We start from the raw sequence: 14,357 nt of genomic DNA on the forward strand, positions 1-14,357 counted from the left end.
GCCGTCAGCGGCCCGGATGCAAAGGATCGTCGCTTTCGAAGAAGAAATCCCCCAGACCTTTCGGCAACGGCTGGTCGCCAAGCGCCCGTTGGCGCCGGCGTGCCAGGGTTTCTAGGTCCAAGGCCTCGTCGCTCAGCACCTTGATCAGAGCCTCGCGCCACGCCTCGTCTTTTGAGAGCGGATGCGCGGGATCCTGAGCCAGGCGCTTGAGCGCGTACTGCAGGATGTGGATGCCGTCGCGGACCGAATATTCCAGATTGAGCTGATGCGCCTGTTGGAGGAACTCCACAGTCATGGCCAGCATCTCGGCTGGCGCGAACGGAAGATGGTACCGGAGAATGGCCAGTTCGTCGTCCTTTCCAGGAAACCCCATGTTCAACGTCGGCTGGAGCCGGGAGAGGATGTAATCCGGCACTTCGTAGGTGGACGCGTCCTCGTTCATCGTCACGCAGCAACGGAATTCGGGATGGGCCGTGATGAGCACACCCGCGACGATCGACTCCACGCACCGGCGATGGTCCAGCAGGGATGCGAGCGACGCCCAACTTTTCTCGTTCATGCGGTTGCCTTCGTCCAACACGCAGACGCCACCGGTCAACATGGCGGTGACCAGCGGCGACGCGTGGTAGGCGATGGACCCGGACTCCGCCAAGACAGGCGTGATCAGCAGGTCTTCCGGTCTGGTGTCGGCCGTGCACTGAAAGATGTAGAGGTCTTGTTTCCGCTCGCGGGCGCCGGACATGGCCAGCGTCGTCTTGCCAATGCCGGGTGGGCCCGTGATACGCGGCGAAAGCGGCAGGTCCTTCTCGTCGACGACCAGCCAGCAAGCGAGCAGTTGGCGCAGGATTTCCCGGTCGCCGATCCATTCCTGCGAACCGGCGATCGGTTGCGCCAGATGGAGCGTCACGCCGTCGATGACCACGGTCCGGCCGGCGCTGATTTCCGGTTTCTTTCGCATTGGGGTTCGAATCCCGCGCGTGGAGTCTGGCTGGATCTGCCGTTGGCGAAGCAACCGTAACATAGCCTCAGGCGATGGGTCAAACGGGCCGGATCGGCCCTTTCTGCTTTGACTTTCGCCGCATGGCTCTCTATTCTTAGGCTTCCGGTCGCTGGCAACGACGACTCGACACGCCCTTTCCGGGCGTCATGAGTCAGTGCGCATCGGCGTCGTCCGGCGTGCCTCGCCGGAACGGCTCGAGCCGGATCAATTGGATGGGAGGGCGATGAGAATGATCAAGACAGTACGCTTGGCGGTGGCGCTGGTCGGGCTTCCCGTGCTGGCCGGCTGCGTCATGGCCGAAAAGTACGAGGCAGAGAAGGCCAGGAGCTTGAACTTTCAGCGGTTGCTGGCGCAGGAAGAAAAGCGGACGGCGGAACTGGATAGCGAGGTCAAGCGGACCAAGCGCGAAGCGGCCGAGTTGGAGGCCAAGAATCGGGAACTGGCCGCACAGGTGCAGGCGTTGCGGGAGCAACTGGCGAGACTCCAGGAAGAGGCGGACGCGATGAAGGAAGCCGCGCTCCTCGAGCGCAAAGCCAACGAAGAAATGCGACGGATGGCGAAGCTGTCCAGCAAGCCGAAAAAGGTGGACGTGCCGGGGATGGAGGCGGAAATGGCTGAATCGGTCGTCAAACCGGACGCCTCGCAACTCTCGAAGACGACCCCGATCTATCACCAGGTGAAACCGGGGGAAACGCTCTTCCGCCTCAGCCGCAAATACGGGGTCTCGGTCGACAAGGTCAAGGAATGGAATAAGCTGCCGGACGACATCATCGAAGTCGGCCAACGGCTGATCGTCGGCTATGAGTGAGCCCATCGCTTACCGCGGTCGTGCCCTGCCGACCGTCGGCGTCCGTCGCCCCGGGCGTCACCGGTGCGTCGGAACGAGAAGCGAGTCGTGGACTGGTCCATGAACAAGCCTGCTTATTCCCTTGATCTTGATGAATTCCGGGCCCTCGCCGGCCAGGGGAATCTGATTCCGCTGTATCGGGAGATTCTGGCGGACTACGAGACGCCAGTCTCGGCCTTCGCCAAGATCGACCACGGCCCGTCCGCCTACTTGTTGGAAAGCGTCGAGGGCGGCGAGAACTGGGCGCGGTATTCGTTCCTGGGCAGCGGCTCTCCTGTGGTGATCCGCGAAGATCGAGGTGATCTGCTGATCTTCCGCGGGACCAGCCTGCGCCGGGTGGCGAGCAGGGGGCGCCCCCTCGATCGGCTGCGGGAGTTGATGGAGCAGTACCGGCCCGTCACCGTGCCCGGGCTCCCGCGATTCGTCGGCGGCGCGGTCGGCTATCTAGGCTACGATGTAGTGCGCACATTCGAGGAGCTTCCGGCCGGGCGCAAAGACGGTTTGGGCCTGCCGAACTTCGCTTTCCTCCTCACGGACACGCTGCTGATTTTCGACAACGTGTCGCAGAAGATCAAAGTCGTGGCCAACGCCCATGTGAAGTCGACGCGCGAAGCCGACGTCCGGCTCGCCTATGCGGACGCGACCGCCAGGATCGAGAAAATGATCGCCCGCTTGAAACGGCCGCTGCGCCGAACGCGGCAGAAGCGCCGACGCAAGCCGATCTCCTTCACTCCGAATATGAGCCGCGCGGACTTCGAAAAGATGGTGATGCGGACTCAGGAGTACATCAAGGCCGGCGACATCGTGCAGGCGGTCCTCTCGCAACGTTGGGAGACGCGCATCCAAACGACCCCCTTTCAGCTCTATCGCGCGCTGCGGGTGATCAATCCCTCGCCCTACATGTATTACCTGCGCGTGGCCGGTGTGGAGTTGGTCGGGTCTTCGCCGGAAACGCTGGTGCGGTGCGAGGATGGGGTGATCTCTGTGCGGCCGATCGCGGGCACGCGCCGGCGCGGACAGACGCCGGAGCAGGACCGGCAATTGGAACAGGAACTGTTGGCGGACGAAAAGGAACGGGCGGAGCACGTCATGCTGGTCGATCTAGGACGAAACGACGTCGGCCGGGTGGCGCGTCAGGGATCGGTGCAGGTGGAAGCACTGATGCAGATCGAGCGCTACTCCCACGTCATGCACCTCGTCTCGCAGGTCACGGGCCGGTTGGCTCCTGCGATGACGGTCTACGACGTCCTGCGGGCCTGCTTCCCGGCGGGGACCGTCTCTGGCGCGCCGAAGATCCGCGCAATGGAGATCATCGAAGAATTGGAGCCCACCAGGCGGGGGCCCTACGCCGGCGCGGTCGGCTACTTCAGCTTCTCCGGCAACATGGATATGTGCATCAACATCCGCACCGTCGTGATCAAAGGCAAGCAAGCTTACATTCAGGCCGGCGCGGGCATCGTTGCGGATTCCAATCCCGAGCGGGAATACGAAGAGACCTGCAACAAAGCCCGCGCCATGATGAACGCCATCGAACTGGCGGAGCAGGGGCTGGAATAGAGGAGCGTGACTGGTGACAGGTGACGCGTGACAAGTAGGGGAGCGGTGAAGCCAGCAGGGGTTCTAGCACCCGTCACGTGTGACGCGTCACGTATCACGGTATCCTGATGCTCTTGATGATCGACAATTACGACTCGTTCACTTACAACCTGGTTCAGTATTTCGGGGAGCTGGGCGAGGATGTGCGGGTCTATCGCAACAATAAGATCACGATCGAGGAGATTGAAACGCTCAGACCCAGTCGCATCGTGATCTCGCCGGGACCTTGCACGCCGAAGGAAGCCGGAATCTCGGTGGAGACCATCCGGCATTTTGCGGGGCGTCTGCCTATTCTCGGCGTCTGCCTGGGCCACCAGTCGCTGGCCGTGGCGTTCGGCGGCGAAGTCATCAGAGCCCAGCGGCTCATGCACGGCAAGACCTCGATGATTCGCCACGACGGCAGGACCATCTTCCGCGAATTGCCGAATCCCTTCGAAGCCACCCGGTACCATTCACTGGTCGTCAACCGAGCGAATCTGCCGGCCTGCTTGGAGATTTCCGCCGAGAGCGAGGAAGGGGAAATCATGGGGCTGCGGCATCGGACTCTGCCGATCGAGGGGGTGCAATTCCATCCGGAATCGATCCTGACCGTCGCCGGCAAGGATTTACTCCGGAATTTCTTAAAACTCTAAACTCTAGCGGACGGCTAATAGCCGATAGCGACCAGCGGAAAAACAAAACCATGCGATCAGTATCCAGCTATTCGCGACTCGCTGTTTGCTGTTAGCTGACAGCCATGATCAAAGACGCCATCGCCAAATTGACGGAACGGGTGGATCTCTCGGAGAAAGAAGCCGAAGAGGTCATGCTCGAGATCATGAACGGCGAGGCCACGCCTGCGCAGATTGCGGCCTACCTAATGGGCTTGCGGATGAAAGGCGAGACGGTCGATGAAATCGCCGGCTCGGTGCGGGCGATGCGGGCCAAAGCGATTCGCATTCGGGTCGGAGACCCGCTGGTGGTCGATACCTGTGGCACGGGCGGCGACCGTTCCCATACGTTTAACATCTCGACGACCGCAGCCTTCGTCGTGGCCGGCGCCGGATTGACGGTGGCCAAACACGGCAATCGGTCGGTGTCATCCAAGTCGGGGAGCGCCGACGTGCTCGCCGCCCTGGGCGTGAAGATCGATCTGCCGACCGAACGGGTGGCCGACTGCATCAACGAAGTGGGCATCGGCTTTCTCTTCGCCCCGCTCTATCACGGCGCGATGAAACACTGCGCCGGGCCGCGGCAGGAGATGGGTGTGCGGACCATCTTGAACATCCTCGGGCCTCTGACCAACCCGGCCGGCGCCACCGTTCAGGTCATCGGTGTCTATGACGCGGGACTGACGGAGTTACTGGCCAAGGTGCTGGTGCATCTAGGGACGCAACATTGTTTTCTGGTCCACGGAATGGACGGGCTGGACGAGGTGACACTGACGGATCGCACAAGGATCTCGGAGGGCAAAGCTGGGGTGGTGTCCAGCTACTATATCGATCCCGCCGAGTTCGGGCTGCAGCGCGCCGCGCTGAAACAGTTGGTCGGCGGCACGGCTCAAGAGAACGCGCAGGTCGTGCGCGACATTCTCCAGGGGCGGAAGGGGCCCAAGCGCGACGTGGTGTGCCTCAACGCTGCGCCGGCGTTGGTGGCCGGACGAAAGGCCAAAACGCTTCAGGAGGGCTATCAGTTGGCGTGCAAGGTGATCGACAGCGGAGCGGCGGCGGAAAAGCTGGAACGGCTCATCGAGTTTACGAATACGTTATAAGAAGATGAGCGGGTCCCGCCATCAACCAGCCCCGTCCGATTCGGTCGCCTCACCGACTCGGCGACGCGCACAGAGGTGGCGCTCCTTATTCGTCGCACTGTGCGCTCTCGCACCTGGCCATACCCACCGGCGGGCACCGTTGCTTTGTGATGCGATGGGCTAAGGGCTCTGAGCTCAATGCACCTGTTCAGCCGATAACGTGCAAAAAGCTTGGGAAAGGTGGAAGTCAGAGTGGAAGTCAGAAATGATCCTTGATCGCATCTTAGAGCATAAGCGGGCCGAGCTCCGGCATAAGCAGAGCCGGGGATACTTGGCCGATCTGAAGGCGAAGATCCGCGATGCGCGGCCGCCGGTGGAGTTTGCAGCAGCGCTGGACGCCGCGAGACGTCCAGAAAGCCCGGCGCTGATCGCCGAGGTGAAAAGGGCCTCGCCCAGCCTGGGTCTGCTCCGGGAGGCATTCAAGGACAGGTTCGAGCCGGTCGAAATCGCCGTGCAGTACAAGGAGCACGGGGCGACAGCCGTGTCCGTTCTCACCGACCAAGACTACTTCCAGGGCAGTCTGGACCACTTGCGCGCGGTGAAGGAGCGGGTCGGGTTGCCGACCTTGAACAAGGAATTCATGGTCGGCGAGATTCAGTTCTACGAAGCGCGGGCTTGCGGCGCAGACGCCGTGTTGCTGATCGTCGCCGCGCTGGAGCGCCGGCAGTTGGTCGACTTCTTCGCCTTGGCGCGCGAACTGTCGCTGGAGGTGTTGGTCGAGACTCATCACGAGCGGGAGCTGGATTCAGTGCTGGAATGGCTACCCGATGTGCGGATGATCGGTATCAACAATCGGGATCTCAAGACATTTTCGACGGACCTCGGCGTGACGCTGCGGCTGGCCAAGCGGGTGCCTTCGGACAAATTGATCGTGAGCGAGAGCGGCATTCACAAGCGGGACGATGTGCTGCGACTGCTGGAAGTCGGCGTGCACGCGATGCTGATCGGGGAGTCGCTCATCAGGGCGGACGACATCGGCGCCAAGATTCGGGAACTCACCGGAGTTCCACGGAACGGAGGCCGATAAAGTGTGGCATGGCACCGGAACGGTTGAAGGAGGGCTTTTCATGCTGCGGCGCGTCGCGTTCGCGATAAATCTGCTGCTCGCATTTGCCGGTTGCGCGGCCGACACGCTGAACGAGGCGTCCAGGAAATGGGATGCCTGGATCGGATCGTCCAAGGATGAGCGGGTGCGAGACCTGGGCATTCCCACGCGGTGCCACGCATTTAAAGACGGCGGAGAAGTGTGCGAATGGCCGGTCAGATGGGCCCCCGACGCCACCGACACCTTAACCCTCACCTTCGATTCAAAGGGAATGGTCTGCCAGTGGACTCTGCGCAGTGTGTACGGAGACCGTCGCAGCCAGGGATCCTGTTGACAGCCGGACACCGGCACGGATGGGATGCAAAGTCAAAATCTGCGGGATTACCAACGCGGCGGATGCGCAGGTGGCAGTCGAGGCCGGCGCGGATGCGGTGGGGTTCGTGTTTCACCGGAAGAGCCCGCGCCGGGTGGCGGCGGACGTCGTGAAGGCGATCGTGTCGGAGTTGCCGCCGTTCGTGCTGCCGGTGGGGGTGTTCGTTAATGAGGATGCGAAAATTGTGCGCGATCTGATGGATGAATGCGGTTTGGCTCTGGCACAGCTTCACGGAAATGAACCCGCTTCGTATTGCGAACGATTGGGTCGACCGATCTTAAAGGCGATTCGTCTGCGCGATCGCGGGTCGTTTCTGGCCCTGGCGGAATTTCAAGGGCGGGCGCAGGTGCGTGGCTTCGTGGTGGATGCGTTCTCCGAAGAGGCCTACGGGGGAACGGGACAGACCACCGATTGGACCCTGGCAGCCGAGGCGGCGAAAGCCGCCAAGATCCTGCTTGCCGGCGGACTGACCCCGGAAAACGTCGGCGAGGCGATCGAGAAGGTTCGTCCCTACGGCGTCGATGTGAGCAGCGGCGTGGAGGCCAGCCCGGGAAAGAAGGACCCTGAAAAGGTCCGCGCCTTCATCCGTGCGGTGAGAGGGGTATCCGGTTCGCGCTGCTAACGGAGTCGGTTATTTATGCCTTCCCTTCCCGACAAACGAGGTCGCTTCGGCCAGTACGGGGGCCGGTATGTTCCCGAGACCCTCATGCCGGCTCTGCTGGAACTGGAGGCAGCCTATCTCAAGGCGAAAAAAGATCGGCGGTTTCAGGCTGAGTTCGAGCATTATCTGAAACACTATGTCGGCCGTCCCACCCCGTTGTATTTCGCGGAGCGGCTGACAAAGAAACTCGGCGGCGCGAAGATCTATCTCAAGCGCGAAGACCTCTGCCACACCGGCGCGCACAAGATCAACAATTCGATCGGGCAGGCCTTGCTCGCGAAGCGGATGAACAAACCGCGTGTCATCGCCGAGACGGGGGCCGGCCAACACGGGGTGGCGGTGGCGACGGTGGCCGCGATGTTCGGGCTTCGATGCGAAATCTACATGGGCACGGAGGACATGCAACGCCAGGCCTTGAACGTGTTTCGCATGCGACTGTTGGGCGCCACGGTGACCGGTGTAGATGCCGGAAGCCGTACGCTGAAGGATGCCATCAGCGAGGCTATGCGGGATTGGACCACCAATGTGCGCACAACCCATTACATATTGGGCTCAGTCTTGGGCGCGCATCCCTATCCTATGATGATCCGCGATTTTCAGGCCGTGATCGGGCGGGAGACGCGAAGACAAATCCTGGCAGACGCGGGACGCTTGCCGGATTACTTGGTGGCCTGCGTGGGCGGCGGCAGCAATGCCATCGGACTGTTCCACGCGTTCGTTGGCGACGCCAAGGTCAAGATGGTGGGTGTTGAAGCCGGCGGGTTAGGCATCGAGAGCGGAAAGCATGCGGCCCGCTTTTCCGGCGGCCGGCCGGGTGTGCTGCACGGCACCATGACCTATCTGCTGCAGGATGCCGATGGGCAGGTCAATCTGACCCATTCCGTGTCGGCAGGATTGGATTATGCCGCAGTCGGACCGGAGCACGCCTTCTACCACGATGCCGGTCGCGTCCGGTACACCTACGCGACGGATGAAGAAGCGCTGGTGGCGTTCGACCTGCTGGCACGTGAGGAAGGCATCATGCCGGCGCTGGAAAGCGCCCACGCCATCGCGGAGGCGGTCAAGCTGGCGCCGACGCTCAGAAAGAATCAGATTGTGGTCGTCAACCTCTCCGGCCGCGGAGACAAGGACGTCCAGCAGGTGGCGCGGATCAAAGGGGTGGCGTTATAGGACCATACGGGTCCTGTTGCCCAAGTCTTGTCAGCGCAAGGGGAGCAGGATCTGCCGGTGGGGGGGAACACTCAAGCCATGAATCGGCTCGACGCGACATTCCGCCAGCTCAGGGCCAAGGGGGAGAAGGCGCTGATCGCCTACGTCATGGCCGGCGATCCGTCTTTGGCCGAGACCGAGCGGCTTGTCCTGGAATTGGAACGGAACGGCGCGGACATCATCGAACTAGGCGTGCCTTTCTCCGATCCGATCGCGGACGGGCCGGTGATCCAACAGGCTGCTGAGCGGGCCTTGCGCAGCGGCACGTCGCTGCGAAAGATCCTGGACGCGGTGAAGGATTGGCGCCGTCGGACGCAAGTCCCGCTGGTGGTGATGGCCTACTACAACACCATTCATGCGTTCGGCGAGGCCGACTTTTGCCTGAGAGCGGTAGAGGCGGGAGTAGACGGGTTGATCGTACCGGATATGCCGGTGGAAGAAGCTGGGCCATTGGAAGAGCCGGCCAGACGGGCCGGACTGGCGCTCATCTTCCTGTTGGCGCCGACCAGCACCGAGGCCCGTCGCGCCGCAGTTGCCGCACGATCGCGAGGGTTCGTGTATTACGTTTCGCTGACCGGCATCACTGGCGCCCAATTAAACAATATCCACGAGGTCGAGCGGAACGTCGCCAGGATTCGGCGCCTGACCGATGTACCGATCGCGGTGGGCTTCGGCGTGGCGACGGCTGAGGATGCCGCCCGCGTCGCGCAAGTGGCCGATGGCGTGATCGTCGGCAGCGCTATCGTCCGGCGGATCGCGGACCGTCAACAGGATCCGCAGTTAGCGGCGCAGGTCGGCGCCTTTGTCCGGTCGTTGAAGGCCGCGATGCATCCCGTCGTGCCGTTGTCGCAGTCCTCCGGCGCCTAGCGATCGTCGGACCGCTCAGTTCCTATCTTTTCCTTTTCTTTTGAGGACGCTCCTGCTAAAGGGAGAGTCATGAAGCCCGGTCGAGGGTCTCCATCGAAGCTGGTTCGCACACCAAAGCGAGCGCCTTCTCCGAAGGCGATGGAACATTCCTCACGGCGGTCTTATCCGGCTGCCGCTTCCGTGGCCGTGACGGCCAACCTGATCGCCACCATCCAGCGCCGCCTGCTGGAAACCATCAGCAGCGCCGAAGAGCGACGTCGCTCTCCGGCCGGCGTCGCCGACATGTTCGTTCGACTCTTCCGCAAGCTCACCAAAGTCGGCGGAATCGCCGTCTATCTTCGAGACGAGCAGACGGGGGAGATGCGAGGCTTGGCCGAGGCTGGGGGAGCGCAGGGTCCGTTGGCTGAGCAGTGGACAAGCGTCCTGGAGCGGATCGAGCGCGGCGCTCGCGTGGCGACCAGCGATCCGGTGTTGGTCTATCCGCTGAAACCCATTGGTCGGCTGGACGGCTTGTTGGTCGTTCAGCGCAGTCGCCCCTTTCCATTCCAGGATCGCACGATTGTCAACCTGCTGGACGCGGTCACGCCCTGGCTCGCCGTGGCGTTGGACCATGCCAGGCTGGCGCAGAAGTACGCGCAGAAGATCGTTCGCATTCAGTGCCTGGAAGAAGTGAGCGATGTGCTGAATTCGACGCTGGATGGAGACGAAAAGCTACGCCGGGCGTTGGAGATATCCCTGCGGTTGGTCGATGCCGAGGCCGGAGTGTTGTTTCTGCTGCAAGCAGACGGCCGGACATTGACGGCGTGCGTTGCGGCGGGCGACAAGGCGTCGGCGATCAAGGACGTGCGGTCACGTGTCGCCGAATCGGTGATGCGGACCGGGAAATCGGTGCTGATCGTCGATGCTGGGCGAGAGAGGGGGCTCAACGAGTTGACTGGATGGGAATCGCTGCTGCCGGTCCGGACGCTGGCCTCCGTGCTGGTGCGTATTGGAACGACCAGTCTCGGAGTTCTGGAAGTCGTGAACAAGCGTGGCGGAAGGCCGTTCAGCAATTGGGACTTGCTCGAGCTCGCCAGCCTCTCCAACCAACTGGCCTTGGCGTTAGATCACGCCCGCCTCAGCCGCCGTCCATAGTGGGCGGCTTACCGCCGGTCCGGCGGCATGAACCGGATCATCTCCTGGCCGAGCTCCATCGCCACCTCTTTCATATTGGGGCGAAAAAAAATGTAGCTCTTGACCACCTGGTGGCGGGCTTTCCAGACGATGGCGCCGTTCGTGGCGTCGATCAGGCGGAGCCCCAATCCAACTTTGGCGATATTGTCGCCGTCCTGGCGGGTGTATTCCCAGGCATTGACTTTGACCACAAGCAGGGCGTCCGCTTTCAACGCTTGGCCGATCTTGATCGCCGCCTGCTTGTCCGACTGGCCGGTGGTCTCCATCTTGGTGAAATACACCACCAGCGCGTCGAAGGCGTCCTTGGTAGCTTGGAAAATGTCCGTGACATCCTCGGGCGGAACCACCCGCTCGAACTTGTTGCTCCTCATCAGCGCGGCAGCGAGCACTTCTTCGACGTCCTCCCGCGCGGCGTCGTATGGGCCCGCCAGTTGCAGAATTGCGATCGACTTTGGATGAAATCCTTTGGCGGCCGGGCCTTCCCACACTTCCTGCAGTCCGCCGCAGCCGACAAGCGTCGACACGGCCAGTCCAAGACCCCAACTAAACCAACCCAGACTGCGACCTTCCCTGCGCACAGGTGTCGTTCCGAGTGATTCCATTAAAACGTGAGCGCCAGTGATCCCGCGGCCAATGCGCCGCGCTCGCGAAAATCATACCCGCCGCCGATATCCACCCGCAAGGCGAAGATCTTGAGGCCGAAGCCGGCGGTAGGCGTGATCGGGGAGGCCGCGTCCTCCACGTTTTTCAAAGCGCCCACGCGGAGCGAAAGAGATTCCGAGAACAGCGTCTGCTCGGCGCCCAGGCTGAGCACGCGGCTTTTGACTCCCGGCAGAAGCGTGGTATTGGAGAGAATATCGCCGTCGAGGCTGATCGTCAAAGACGGATAGGGATTCACCGCCACGCCGCCGCGGACCTGCCGGGCCAGTTTGAATTCCTGCCCGTTCGGCGCGTCGAAACCTGGTTCGTTGACGTCCTTGGCGACCACGCCCAATCGCAGCCAGGAGGCGGGACGATAGACGGCACCTATGTCGATGGCGTAGGCGGTCGAAATCTTCGCCCTGCCGAAGTCCTTGAGGACGTCGAGATCGGTCTCGGCTCCACGGATGTTGGTGGCGCCAGCATAGGCCGCGCCTTGAATGAGTTTGCCGGTCACGCCGATGGCAAAGGTTTTATCGGCAAACGCATAGGCATAGGAAAAAGCCGCTTGGCGGGCTTCGAGGCCGCGGAGGGCGAACTGGCCGCTCGCCGTCAATTGCGTCCCGGTCGTGGTGACGGTGAGCGGGGACGAGACGAACGCGCCGCCCGTGGCCACATCCGACACGTTGAATCCAAAGGCATGGTTTCCCAAGTTGCCCTTGAGGTACACCCCCCCGGCTCCGATTCCCGAAACGGTCGAACCCGGTCGGTTGATCCGGTCCGCGAGAGCTTGCAATCTGGCCTGATTGGCCGGGGATGTGTCGTTGAGGTTGATGTCGTTGATGTCCTTGACTGTATCGATGACGCCAAGCCGATCGATGCCTTGGGCGCTCCCTTGGACTCGCATATCGAACGTCTTGCTCATCGCCAAGCCGGCCGGGTTCCAGTAGGTCGCCAACGCGTCGGTAGTTACGGCGACACCGGCCCCGCCCATCCCCATGGCCCTCGGCCCGACGATGGCGAACTCCACGGCCGACGCGTGCAACGGAATCGTCGCAACCAAAAGACCGATGAATCCGAGCGTAAGACAGGTTCGTTTCATGGCCACTCCACCCTCTTTCGCTTAAAGAATCATCCCGTCTTCCATATGAATGATGCGGTCCGCCTGCGCCGACAGTTTTTCATTGTGGGTGACGATCACGAACGTGATCCCGCGGGCCCGGTTCAGTTCGCGCATGAGGGCGAACAACGCCTCGCCGGTATGCGTATCCAAGTTGCCCGTCGGCTCGTCCGCCAGCACCAGGTCCGGGCGCTGCATCAGCGCCCGGGCCACCGCCACGCGCTGTTGTTCGCCACCGGAGAGCTCTCCAGGTTTATGGTGCAGCCGATCACCTAGGCCGACATCCTTCAACAGCGCCGTCGCATCGGCGATGACTTCGGCTTTGGGCCGCTTCTGGATGAGCGCGGGCAGGTACGCGTTCTCCAAAGCGGTGAATTCCGGCAGCAGGTGGTGAAATTGAAACACAAACCCGATGCGGCGATTCCGGAACTCCGCCTGCTGCTGTTCCGAGAGCCGGAACACGTCTTCGCCTTCGAACAGGACCGTGCCTCGGGTCGGCCGTTCCAACGTGCCTATGATGTGCAGCAAGGTGCTCTTGCCCGCCCCGGACGCGCCGACGATCGCCACCATCTCGCCGCGGCGCAGGTCGAGGTTGATGCCCTTCAGCACCTTCAGCTCGCGTCCGGCCATGGGGAAGGATTTATGGAGATCGACGACTTGGAGCAGCACGTCACCGCGGCGCCTCATTCGCCCTTCGTGATTCGACAAGACAGTCACCGACCGGCTCTCCGCGATTGGCGGGTGCGCCTGAGAGTTATAGTTATTCATACCTCAGCGCCGCCGCCGGGTCGAGCTTACCGGCTTGCCACGACGGATACAGCGTGGCGGCGAAACTGATCAGAATGGCCGAGCTTGCCACGAGGAACACGTCCAACGCCTGGACATGGACCGGGATGCGGGAGATGTAATAGACCGTCGGATCGAACGTCCAGTACGTTTGAATCAACCACAGGAATGCATAGCCCAGCGGAATGCCGATGACGGTGCCGGTCAGGCCGATGATCAAACCGTTGAGCATGAAGATGCGCATGATCGCCTTGCGGGTGGCGCCCATCGCCTTCAGGATCGCGATCTCCCGCTGTTTTTCGGTCACGATCATGGTGAGGGTGCTCACGATGTTGAACGAAGCCACGATGGTGATGAGCACCAGTAGCAGGAACATCATGGTCTTTTCGAGTTTCAACGCCGAGAACAGGTTGCGATTGAGTTGCATCCAGTCGCGGGCCCAGTAGGGGAAGCCGAGGGCCTGCTCGATGGCGCGGGCGATCTCGCCGGCCCTGAAGATATCGGCGACCTTGACTTCGATCCCAGTGACCGTCGCTCCCATGTTGAAGAATTGCTGGGCCTCGCCCAACGCGATGTACGCCAAGGAGGAGTCGTACTCGTACATGCCCGATTCGAAAACCCCGACGACCGCGAACGTGCGGATTTTCGGGATCATGCCCACGGCGCTGATGGGGCCGACCGGCGACACGACATTGACCGTGTCGCCGACGAAGGCCCCCAAGCGAAGCGAGAGTTCTTTGCCGAGAATGATGCCGGGTCTGGTAACCACTTCGGGTTCACCTGTCCCGCTGCCTTCCACCGGCTGCGTCACCTGGACCGGGGTGTTCAAATCGAGCAGGGTGCCGGCTCGGAGATTCTTGGCCAGATCGGTGACGCGGGCTTCCCGTTGGGGATCGATTCCTCGCAGGATAATGCCTTGCACGGCGGTCTGCGAGGTCAAGAGCACCTGCCGCAGCACGAACGGCGTCGCGGCGACCACTCGGGGCACCGCTTCGACGCGCTTCACCTGCGCGTCGTAGTCGGCGATCCCGTCTTTGGTGCGGTCCTGGACAATGATGTGGGCGGTGGTGCCGAGGATTTTCGCCTGCAGGTCCTCTTTGAAGCCCGTCATGATGCCAAGCGTGCCGATGAGTGCTGCCACCCCCAACGTGATGCCGGCGACCGAGACGAAGGTGTTCAGCGAGATGGTCCGGTGGCGGCGCTTGGCGCGCAAGTACCGCAGGCCGATGAAGACCTCGTAGGGAACCGACAC

General features: G+C 62.1%; 15 protein-coding genes. 10 read left to right on the forward strand and 5 right to left on the reverse strand.

Going from position 1 to position 14,357, the window contains the following annotated elements:
* Positions 1-4: 4 nt before the first annotated feature.
* Positions 5-958 (reverse strand): AAA family ATPase, encoded by a 954-nt coding sequence (locus ACWHTU_RS08420; RefSeq protein ID WP_447863078.1) that lies wholly within the window; start codon positions 956-958, stop codon positions 5-7.
* A 271-nt stretch (positions 959-1,229) separates the two neighbouring features.
* On the opposite strand from ACWHTU_RS08420, the gene ACWHTU_RS08425 reads away from it, so the two are divergent.
* The 10 genes from ACWHTU_RS08425 to ACWHTU_RS08470 all read left to right on the forward strand — a co-directional run bounded on the left by ACWHTU_RS08425 (position 1,230) and on the right by ACWHTU_RS08470 (position 10,521).
* Complete coding sequence (locus tag ACWHTU_RS08425) at positions 1,230-1,808, forward strand: LysM peptidoglycan-binding domain-containing protein (RefSeq protein ID WP_447863079.1); 579 nt, start codon at positions 1,230-1,232, stop codon at positions 1,806-1,808.
* Between the two features lie 99 nt (positions 1,809-1,907).
* On the forward strand, positions 1,908-3,404 hold the full coding sequence (trpE, locus tag ACWHTU_RS08430) for an anthranilate synthase component I (RefSeq protein ID WP_447863080.1): 1,497 nt from the start codon (positions 1,908-1,910) through the stop codon (positions 3,402-3,404).
* 107 nt (positions 3,405-3,511) lie between these two features.
* A complete protein-coding gene (locus tag ACWHTU_RS08435) occupies positions 3,512-4,075 on the forward strand; it encodes an anthranilate synthase component II (RefSeq protein ID WP_447863081.1) in 564 nt (187 codons plus the stop codon).
* Positions 4,076-4,179: 104 nt separating this feature from the next.
* Positions 4,180-5,193 carry an anthranilate phosphoribosyltransferase gene (gene trpD, locus ACWHTU_RS08440; RefSeq protein ID WP_447863082.1) on the forward strand — a complete coding sequence of 338 codons (1,014 nt, stop codon included), beginning with the start codon at positions 4,180-4,182 and terminating at the stop codon, positions 5,191-5,193.
* A gap of 244 nt (positions 5,194-5,437) precedes the next feature.
* Entirely contained in the window at positions 5,438-6,259 is an 822-nt protein-coding gene (trpC, locus tag ACWHTU_RS08445) for an indole-3-glycerol phosphate synthase TrpC (protein WP_447863083.1), read from the forward strand.
* Between the two features lie 40 nt (positions 6,260-6,299).
* Positions 6,300-6,611, forward strand: a complete 312-nt coding sequence (locus ACWHTU_RS08450; protein ID WP_447863084.1) for a hypothetical protein — start codon at positions 6,300-6,302, stop codon at positions 6,609-6,611.
* 19 nt (positions 6,612-6,630) lie between these two features.
* Entirely contained in the window at positions 6,631-7,272 is a 642-nt protein-coding gene (locus tag ACWHTU_RS08455; RefSeq protein ID WP_447863085.1) for a phosphoribosylanthranilate isomerase, read from the forward strand.
* 15 nt (positions 7,273-7,287) lie between these two features.
* Positions 7,288-8,481 (forward strand): tryptophan synthase subunit beta, encoded by a 1,194-nt coding sequence (trpB, locus tag ACWHTU_RS08460; RefSeq protein ID WP_447863086.1) that lies wholly within the window; start codon positions 7,288-7,290, stop codon positions 8,479-8,481.
* A 78-nt stretch (positions 8,482-8,559) separates the two neighbouring features.
* Entirely contained in the window at positions 8,560-9,387 is an 828-nt protein-coding gene (gene trpA, locus ACWHTU_RS08465) for a tryptophan synthase subunit alpha (RefSeq protein ID WP_447863087.1), read from the forward strand.
* 138 nt (positions 9,388-9,525) lie between these two features.
* Positions 9,526-10,521, forward strand: coding sequence for a GAF domain-containing protein (locus ACWHTU_RS08470; RefSeq protein ID WP_447863088.1), 996 nt, complete (start codon positions 9,526-9,528; stop codon positions 10,519-10,521).
* An 8-nt stretch (positions 10,522-10,529) separates the two neighbouring features.
* Here ACWHTU_RS08470 and ACWHTU_RS08475 read toward each other — a convergent pair whose 3' ends face one another.
* The 4 genes from ACWHTU_RS08475 to ACWHTU_RS08490 form a co-directional block, all read right to left on the reverse strand.
* Complete coding sequence (locus ACWHTU_RS08475) at positions 10,530-11,084, reverse strand: hypothetical protein (RefSeq protein ID WP_447863089.1); 555 nt, start codon at positions 11,082-11,084, stop codon at positions 10,530-10,532.
* Positions 11,085-11,161: 77 nt separating this feature from the next.
* Positions 11,162-12,301 (reverse strand): conjugal transfer protein TraF, encoded by a 1,140-nt coding sequence (traF, locus tag ACWHTU_RS08480; protein WP_447863090.1) that lies wholly within the window; start codon positions 12,299-12,301, stop codon positions 11,162-11,164.
* 21 nt (positions 12,302-12,322) lie between these two features.
* The gene (locus ACWHTU_RS08485) at positions 12,323-13,006 is read right to left on the reverse strand and encodes an ABC transporter ATP-binding protein (RefSeq protein ID WP_447863091.1); all 684 of its coding nucleotides are present in this window, start codon (positions 13,004-13,006) and stop codon (positions 12,323-12,325) included.
* Between the two features lie 73 nt (positions 13,007-13,079).
* Positions 13,080-14,357: a lipoprotein-releasing ABC transporter permease subunit gene (locus tag ACWHTU_RS08490; RefSeq protein ID WP_447863092.1), complete on the reverse strand. Its 1,278-nt coding sequence runs from the start codon at positions 14,355-14,357 to the stop codon at positions 13,080-13,082.

The sequence above is a fragment of the Nitrospira calida genome, from assembly GCF_976986435.1.

Bases quoted from the DNA above. Each gene is read 5' to 3' on its own strand.
- trpA (WP_447863087.1), top strand. From the start codon at position 8,560: ATGAATCGGCTCGACGCGACATTCCGCCAGCTCAGGGCCAAGGGGGAG.
- ACWHTU_RS08450 (WP_447863084.1), top strand. From the start codon at position 6,300: ATGCTGCGGCGCGTCGCGTTCGCGATAAATCTGCTGCTCGCATTTGCC.
- trpD (WP_447863082.1), top strand. From the start codon at position 4,180: ATGATCAAAGACGCCATCGCCAAATTGACGGAACGGGTGGATCTCTCG.
- ACWHTU_RS08420 (WP_447863078.1), bottom strand. From the start codon at position 958: ATGCGAAAGAAACCGGAAATCAGCGCCGGCCGGACCGTGGTCATCGAC.
- ACWHTU_RS08485 (WP_447863091.1), bottom strand. From the start codon at position 13,006: ATGAGGCGCCGCGGTGACGTGCTGCTCCAAGTCGTCGATCTCCATAAA.
- ACWHTU_RS08455 (WP_447863085.1), top strand. From the start codon at position 6,631: ATGGGATGCAAAGTCAAAATCTGCGGGATTACCAACGCGGCGGATGCG.
- trpC (WP_447863083.1), top strand. From the start codon at position 5,438: ATGATCCTTGATCGCATCTTAGAGCATAAGCGGGCCGAGCTCCGGCAT.
- traF (WP_447863090.1), bottom strand. From the start codon at position 12,301: ATGAAACGAACCTGTCTTACGCTCGGATTCATCGGTCTTTTGGTTGCG.
- ACWHTU_RS08435 (WP_447863081.1), top strand. From the start codon at position 3,512: ATGCTCTTGATGATCGACAATTACGACTCGTTCACTTACAACCTGGTT.
- trpB (WP_447863086.1), top strand. From the start codon at position 7,288: ATGCCTTCCCTTCCCGACAAACGAGGTCGCTTCGGCCAGTACGGGGGC.
- ACWHTU_RS08470 (WP_447863088.1), top strand. From the start codon at position 9,526: ATGGAACATTCCTCACGGCGGTCTTATCCGGCTGCCGCTTCCGTGGCC.
- ACWHTU_RS08425 (WP_447863079.1), top strand. From the start codon at position 1,230: ATGATCAAGACAGTACGCTTGGCGGTGGCGCTGGTCGGGCTTCCCGTG.
- trpE (WP_447863080.1), top strand. From the start codon at position 1,908: ATGAACAAGCCTGCTTATTCCCTTGATCTTGATGAATTCCGGGCCCTC.